The sequence below is a fragment of the Pseudomonas sp. SST3 genome, from assembly GCF_003325755.1.
The window spans coordinates 1-5,992 of record NZ_QORI02000069.1 but is presented as its reverse complement, the minus strand read 5'-3'; the positions used below and the strand labels follow the sequence as shown (position 1 = coordinate 5,992).

The following is a 5,992-nucleotide window of genomic DNA, read 5'->3' as shown; positions in this document are numbered from 1 at the left end:
CTCGTTTCCAGGGATCGCGTCGGCTTTGACCTTGGAACAAGCCCTGAGCTTGGCCGAGCAAGAAGCGCCTTCGCTGGATGCACAGGCCGCCAGCCTTCAAGCCGCACGCAGCGCTGCAATCCCTGCCGGCGAGCTTCCAGACCCTAAACTTAAGCTTGGGCTGCAAAACGTACCCATTGAGGGTGACGCACGCTGGCAAATGGGCCAAGAGGCCATGACCATGCAAATGGTTGGGGTCATGCAAGAGGTCCCAAACCGAGCAAAAAGGCGCGCCCGTGTCGAGGCCGCGCAGGCAGGTGTTGCGCTCGCTGACGTCCAGCAAACCATTGAACGTCTCAGCGTGCGCCAGGAGACCGCCGAAGCATGGATCGCTGGTTTCGCGGTTGAGCGGAAGCTAAGCCTTTTCAAGCAGCTGTACAGTGAAAACCAGCTCTTCTCCCGGGCAGTTCAGGCGCGCATTGCCGGCGGCGGTGGGCTAGCGGCAGACAGCGTACTTCCGAAGCAAGAGGCTGCATTGCTTGCTGAACAAGAGGATGAACTGCTGCGCAACCAGCTTGTTGCGCGGGCCGACCTACGCCGCTGGATAGGCGAGTCCGCAGACCAACCGCTTATGGGCGACTGGCCGCAATGGCTTGCCGACATTAGCCATTACCAGCACAACCTGAACCGTCACCCGGCTTTGCTCGCCTTCGATCCAATGTCGCTTGAAGCGGAAGCGAAGGTTCGCCAAGCCATCGCTGAGAAAACACCGGACTGGAGTTGGGGCGTCGACTACCTGCGTCGTGGGCGGGAGTACGGCGACATGGTGAACCTCAGCGTCAGCTTCGACCTGCCGTTGTTCACCGGCTCGCGGCAGGACCCAAAGATCGCAGCTGAGCGTGCTCGGCTTGCGCAGATCGAGGCTCAGCGCCAAGCAACGTTACGCATGCATAACCAGGAGCTGAGCACCGACCTAGCTGAGTATCAGCGTCTGGACCGAGCACTCACTCGGCTCGAGGAAACCCTACTGCCGCTCGCGGACGAAAAGGTCCGGCTTGCCATGGCTGATTACCGCGCGGGAAAGGGCGAATTGATCGCTGTGGTCGATGCGCGTCGCCAGCTCGTCGAGACCCGCCTGCGCCGCATCGACACGGCCCGTGACCGAGCGCTGATTAACGCCCGCCTGCATTTCGCTTTTGGAGATACCCAACGATGATTTTCCAACTCAAGCGGCTGGCCCTCGTACTCAGCCTCCCTATGATGATTGGTGCTACCGCCGTAGTCATGTTACCTGCCGCAGCCTTCGCACAAACATCTGAAGAAGAAGGGAAGGAAGTGCTCTATTGGTACGACCCGATGTATCCCCAGCAGAAGTTCGATGAACCAGGCAAATCACCTTTCATGGATATGGACCTTGTTCCGCGCTATGCCGATGAGGGTGGCAACGGGGCATCGATGAGCATTGACGCGAGCGTGATGCAGAACCTCGGCATGCGCCTGGCGACCGCAACGCGTGAATCGATTAGCCAATCGCTCGACGCGACAGGCGCATTGATGTTCGACGAGCGAGATGTGGCGATTGTGCAGGCGCGTGCCGGTGGCTTCGTCGAGCGCGTTTACGACCGAGCACCGGAGGACGTCATTGAAAAAGGAGCGCCGCTAGCCGATCTACTCGTTCCAGAGTGGGCAGCGGCACAGGAAGAATACTTGGCCCTGAAGGGCATCGGCCAACCCCAGCTGCTGTCCGCTGCTCGGCAGCGTCTACGTCTGGCTGGCATGCCGCCAGAGGTCATTACGCAGCTGGAACGAACCGGTAAAGCGCGCCCGGTCTGGACCGTAACCAGTCCGATCGGCGGCGTATTAAATAGTCTCGACGTCCGCGAGGGCATGACTGTATCGGCCGGCGCGTCTCTTGCTCGCATCAATGGGCTGGACAATGTCTGGTTGGAGGTCGCGGTACCTGAGGCGCAGGTTTCCAATCTAGCCCAGGGCCAGTCAGTAACAGCACGCTTGCCCGCTTTTGCCGGCGAGACACTGGAAGGCAAAATCCAGGCTGTACTGCCACAGGCCAATCTGGACAGCCGCACGGTTCGTGTCCGTGTTGAGCTCCCTAACCCAAAGCGGCGGCTTCGTCCCGGCATGACCGCCGAAGTGACGTTGAACCGCAACGTTGACAATGCGCTCGTAATACCGACCGAAGCCGTAATCCGTACTGGTAAGCGCGCTTTGGTCATGCTGGCTGAGGAAGAAGGCCGTTATCGCCCTGTCGCAATCCGCACCGGCCGCGAGTTCGATGAGAAAACCGAAGTGCTCGAAGGGTTGGAAGCTGGCCAGAAGGTCGTGGCGTCCGGCCAGTTCCTGCTCGATTCCGAGGCAAGTCTTCGTGGACTTACCGCGCAGCCCTTGGAGCAGCCGGCATCCTCGGCGGAACCCGCTCTACATGAAGCCGAAGGCACGATTGTCAGCCTGGACGATGGCATGGTCGGCCTGTCACACGGCCCCTTCAAGACTCTCAACATGCCCGGCATGACCATGTCCTTCCCCATTGCTGACCCATCGCTCATGGTAGGCCTGGATACGGATGACCGGGTCCGGGTCGGCGTGCGTGAAAGCGACGAGGGGCTGATCATCGAACGCATCGAGAAAACCGGAGGCTCGCAATGATCGCAGCCATGATCCGATGGTCAGTAGCCAACCGGTTTCTGGTATTGCTCGCGACCCTGTTCGCTGTCGCCTGGGGCGTCTGGTCGGTCAAGAATACTGCGGTCGATGCGTTGCCGGACCTCTCCGACGTGCAGGTCATTATCCGCACGCCGTATCCGGGGCAGGCACCGCAAATCGTCGAGAATCAGGTCACCTATCCGCTGACGACCACCATGCTCTCGGTGCCCGGTGCGAAGACGGTTCGCGGCTACTCGTTCTTCGGCGACAGCTATGTGTACGTGCTTTTCGAAGACGGCACGGATCTGTACTGGGCTCGCTCGCGTGTACTCGAATATCTGAGTCAGGTGCAGAGCCGGCTGCCCGCAGCGGCCAAGCCTGCACTGGGTCCTGATGCGACGGGGGTGGGTTGGATCTACCAATATGCTTTGGTCGATCGTACCGGCAAGCACGACCTGTCCCAGCTGCGCTCGTTACAAGACTGGTTCCTACGCTACGAGCTGAAGACACTCCCTAACGTGGCAGAGGTGGCGCCCATTGGCGGGATGGTCAAGCAGTACCAGATCGTACTCGACCCTGTCCGCATGGCCAGCGCTGGCGTGACCCAGCAGCAAATAACCAAGGCTGTCGAGGAGGCCAACCAGGAAACCGGCGGCAGTGTGCTGGAACTTGCAGAGACCGAATTCATGGTTCGTGCATCTGGCTATCTACAGACGCTTAAGGACTTCCGGGCCATTCCATTGCGCCTGGATGCAGGCGGGGTGCCGGTGACGCTCGGTGATGTCGCCCATATTCAGCTCGGTCCAGAGATGCGTCGCGGCATTGCTGAGCTCGATGGCGAAGGTGAAGTGGTCGGCGGGGTGGTGATCCTGCGTAGCGGCAAGAATGCGCGTGAAACCATCGCCGCTGTTCAAACCAAACTGGAGGAGCTAAAGAAAAGCCTGCCGGAAGGGGTTGAAGTCGTCACCACCTATGACCGCAGCAAGCTGATCGATAGTGCGGTGGAGAACCTCAGCCACAAGCTGATCGAGGAATTCATCGTCGTCGCTCTGGTCTGCGCGCTGTTCCTCTGGCACCTGCGCTCGTCCCTGGTGGCGATCGTCTCGCTGCCGGCGGGCATTCTGATTGCGTTCATCATCATGCAGCGGCAGGGGGTCAACGCCAACATCATGTCCCTGGGTGGGATCGCCATCGCCATTGGCGCAATGGTCGATGCCGCGATCGTGATGATTGAGAACGCTCACAAGCACATCGAGGCGTGGCATAAGAAACATCCGGACAAGGCTCTGAAAGGCGAAGCGCATTGGCGGGTGATTACCGATGCTGCGGTAGAGGTCGGTCCGGCGCTGTTCTTCAGCCTGCTGATCATCACCCTGTCGTTCATCCCGGTGTTTACGCTGGAGGCTCAGGAAGGACGCCTGTTCGGTCCGCTGGCATTCACCAAGACCTATGCCATGGCGGCGGCCGCCGGGCTTTCGGTGACACTGGTGCCGGTGCTTATGGGTTATTGGATTCGAGGAAAAATCCCGGATGAACACCGCAACCCGATCAACCGGGGGCTGATTTGGGTCTACCAGCCAGCCTTGGATGCGGTGTTGCGTTGGCCAAAGGCGACCCTGCTGGTGGCTGTGCTGGTATTTCTCACCGGCCTCTGGCCTGTTGCTCGCCTGGGGGGGGAGTTTCTGCCGCCGCTGGATGAAGGCGACCTGCTCTATATGCCCACCGCGCTGCCGGGACTTTCGGCACAAAAGGCATCACAGCTGCTGCAGCAGACCGACCGCCTGATCAAGACCGTGCCTGAAGTCGCCCATGTGTTCGGCAAGGCCGGTCGGGCCGACACCGCGACGGATCCGGCGCCACTGACCATGTTCGAGACCACCATCCAGTTCAAGCCAAGGGACCAGTGGCGCCCCGGCATGACACCAGAACAACTGGTGAAGGAGCTGGACCAGGCAGTGCAGGTGCCGGGCCTGGCCAACCTGTGGATACCGCCCATCCGCAATCGCATCGATATGCTCGCCACCGGCATCAAGAGCCCCATCGGGGTCAAGGTGTACGGCACCGATCTGGCTCAAATCGACAAGACTACTCAGGCCGTGGAAAGGATCGCCAAAACGGTGCCTGGGGTCAGCTCGGCGCTAGCGGAGCGGATGACAGGCGGGCGCTATATCGATGTCGATATCGATCGAGCCGCCGCCGCGCGCTATGGCTTGAACATCGCAGGCGTGCAAGCCATCGTCTCCGGGGCCATCGGCGGCGCGACCATCGGCGAGACGGTCGAAGGCCTGGCACGCTATCCGATCAGCCTGCGCTATCCACGCGAATGGCGGGACTCGCTGAGTGACTTGCGCAACCTCCCGATCTATACCCCACAGGGCAGCCAGATCACGCTGGGGACGGTGGCAACCGTTAAGGTCACCGAAGGACCGCCGATGTTGAAGAGCGAAAATGCGCGTTTGACCGGCTGGGTCTATGTCGATGTGCGCGGCCGCGACATGGCCACGGTGGTGAAAGAGATCCGAGCTAAAGTCGACGACGAGGTAAAGCTCGAGTCCGGCATGAGCATCAGCTACTCCGGCCAGTTCGAGTTTATGGAGCGCGCCAACGCTAAGCTGAAGCTCGTAGTACCGGCTACCTTGGTGATCATCTTCGTACTGCTGTATCTAATCTTCGCTCGGCTCGGCGAGGCGCTGCTGATCATGGCCACCCTTCCTTTCGCGCTGACGGGCGGAGTTTGGTTCATCTACCTGCTGGACTATGACCTGTCAGTGGCAACCGGGGTCGGCTTTATCGCCCTGTCCGGGGTTTCGGCCGAGTTCGGCGTAATTATGCTGCTCTACCTCAAGAACGCATGGACCGAACGCCTGGATGCTGGATCGAAGGATGAGCATGCGCTGCTCGATGCAATCCGAGAAGGCGCCGTTCAGCGCGTTCGTCCCAAAGCAATGACAGTCGCGGTCATCATCGCCGGCCTGCTGCCCATTCTTTGGGGTAGTGGAACCGGCAGCGAAATCATGAGCCGGATTGCTGCTCCCATGGTGGGCGGCATGATCACCGCGCCCCTGCTCTCTTTGTTCGTCTTGCCTGCAGCGTATCTCCTGATGCGTCGCAAGCAGTCTCGCGTCACCCCAACACAAGCAACCAACCACGCTGGAGAATAACCATGAAAATCGCAAACATTGCCTTCGCCTCACTGCTCCTGGTACCTGCAGCGTTTGCAGATGACAAGAAGCCCATGGAAGGCATGCCGATGGATCACAAAGGCATGGATATGCAGATGGACCAAAAGGCAGCTGGGCAGACCGCTACAGCTACCGGTACGGTTAAAAAGATCGATACAGATAAAGGGACA

General features: G+C 60.0%; 3 protein-coding genes and 1 pseudogene. All 4 read left to right on the top strand.

The features are described from left to right. Positions 1 to 1,195: TolC family protein (locus DQ405_RS23425; protein ID WP_178114204.1), on the top strand; the 1,195-nt coding region annotated here is incomplete at its 5' end. After that, entirely contained in the window at positions 1,192 to 2,643 is a 1,452-nt protein-coding gene (locus tag DQ405_RS23420) for an efflux RND transporter periplasmic adaptor subunit (protein ID WP_041015561.1), read from the top strand. The genes DQ405_RS23425 and DQ405_RS23420, both read left to right, overlap by 4 nt. Next, the gene (locus DQ405_RS23415; protein WP_041015562.1) at positions 2,640 to 5,801 is read left to right on the top strand and encodes an efflux RND transporter permease subunit; all 3,162 of its coding nucleotides are present in this window, start codon (positions 2,640 to 2,642) and stop codon (positions 5,799 to 5,801) included. The genes DQ405_RS23420 and DQ405_RS23415 overlap by 4 nt, the downstream gene beginning before the upstream one ends. Before the next feature lie 2 nt (positions 5,802 to 5,803). After that, positions 5,804 to 5,992 (top strand): annotated as a pseudogene (locus tag DQ405_RS23410) (copper-binding protein); the annotation flags it as partial.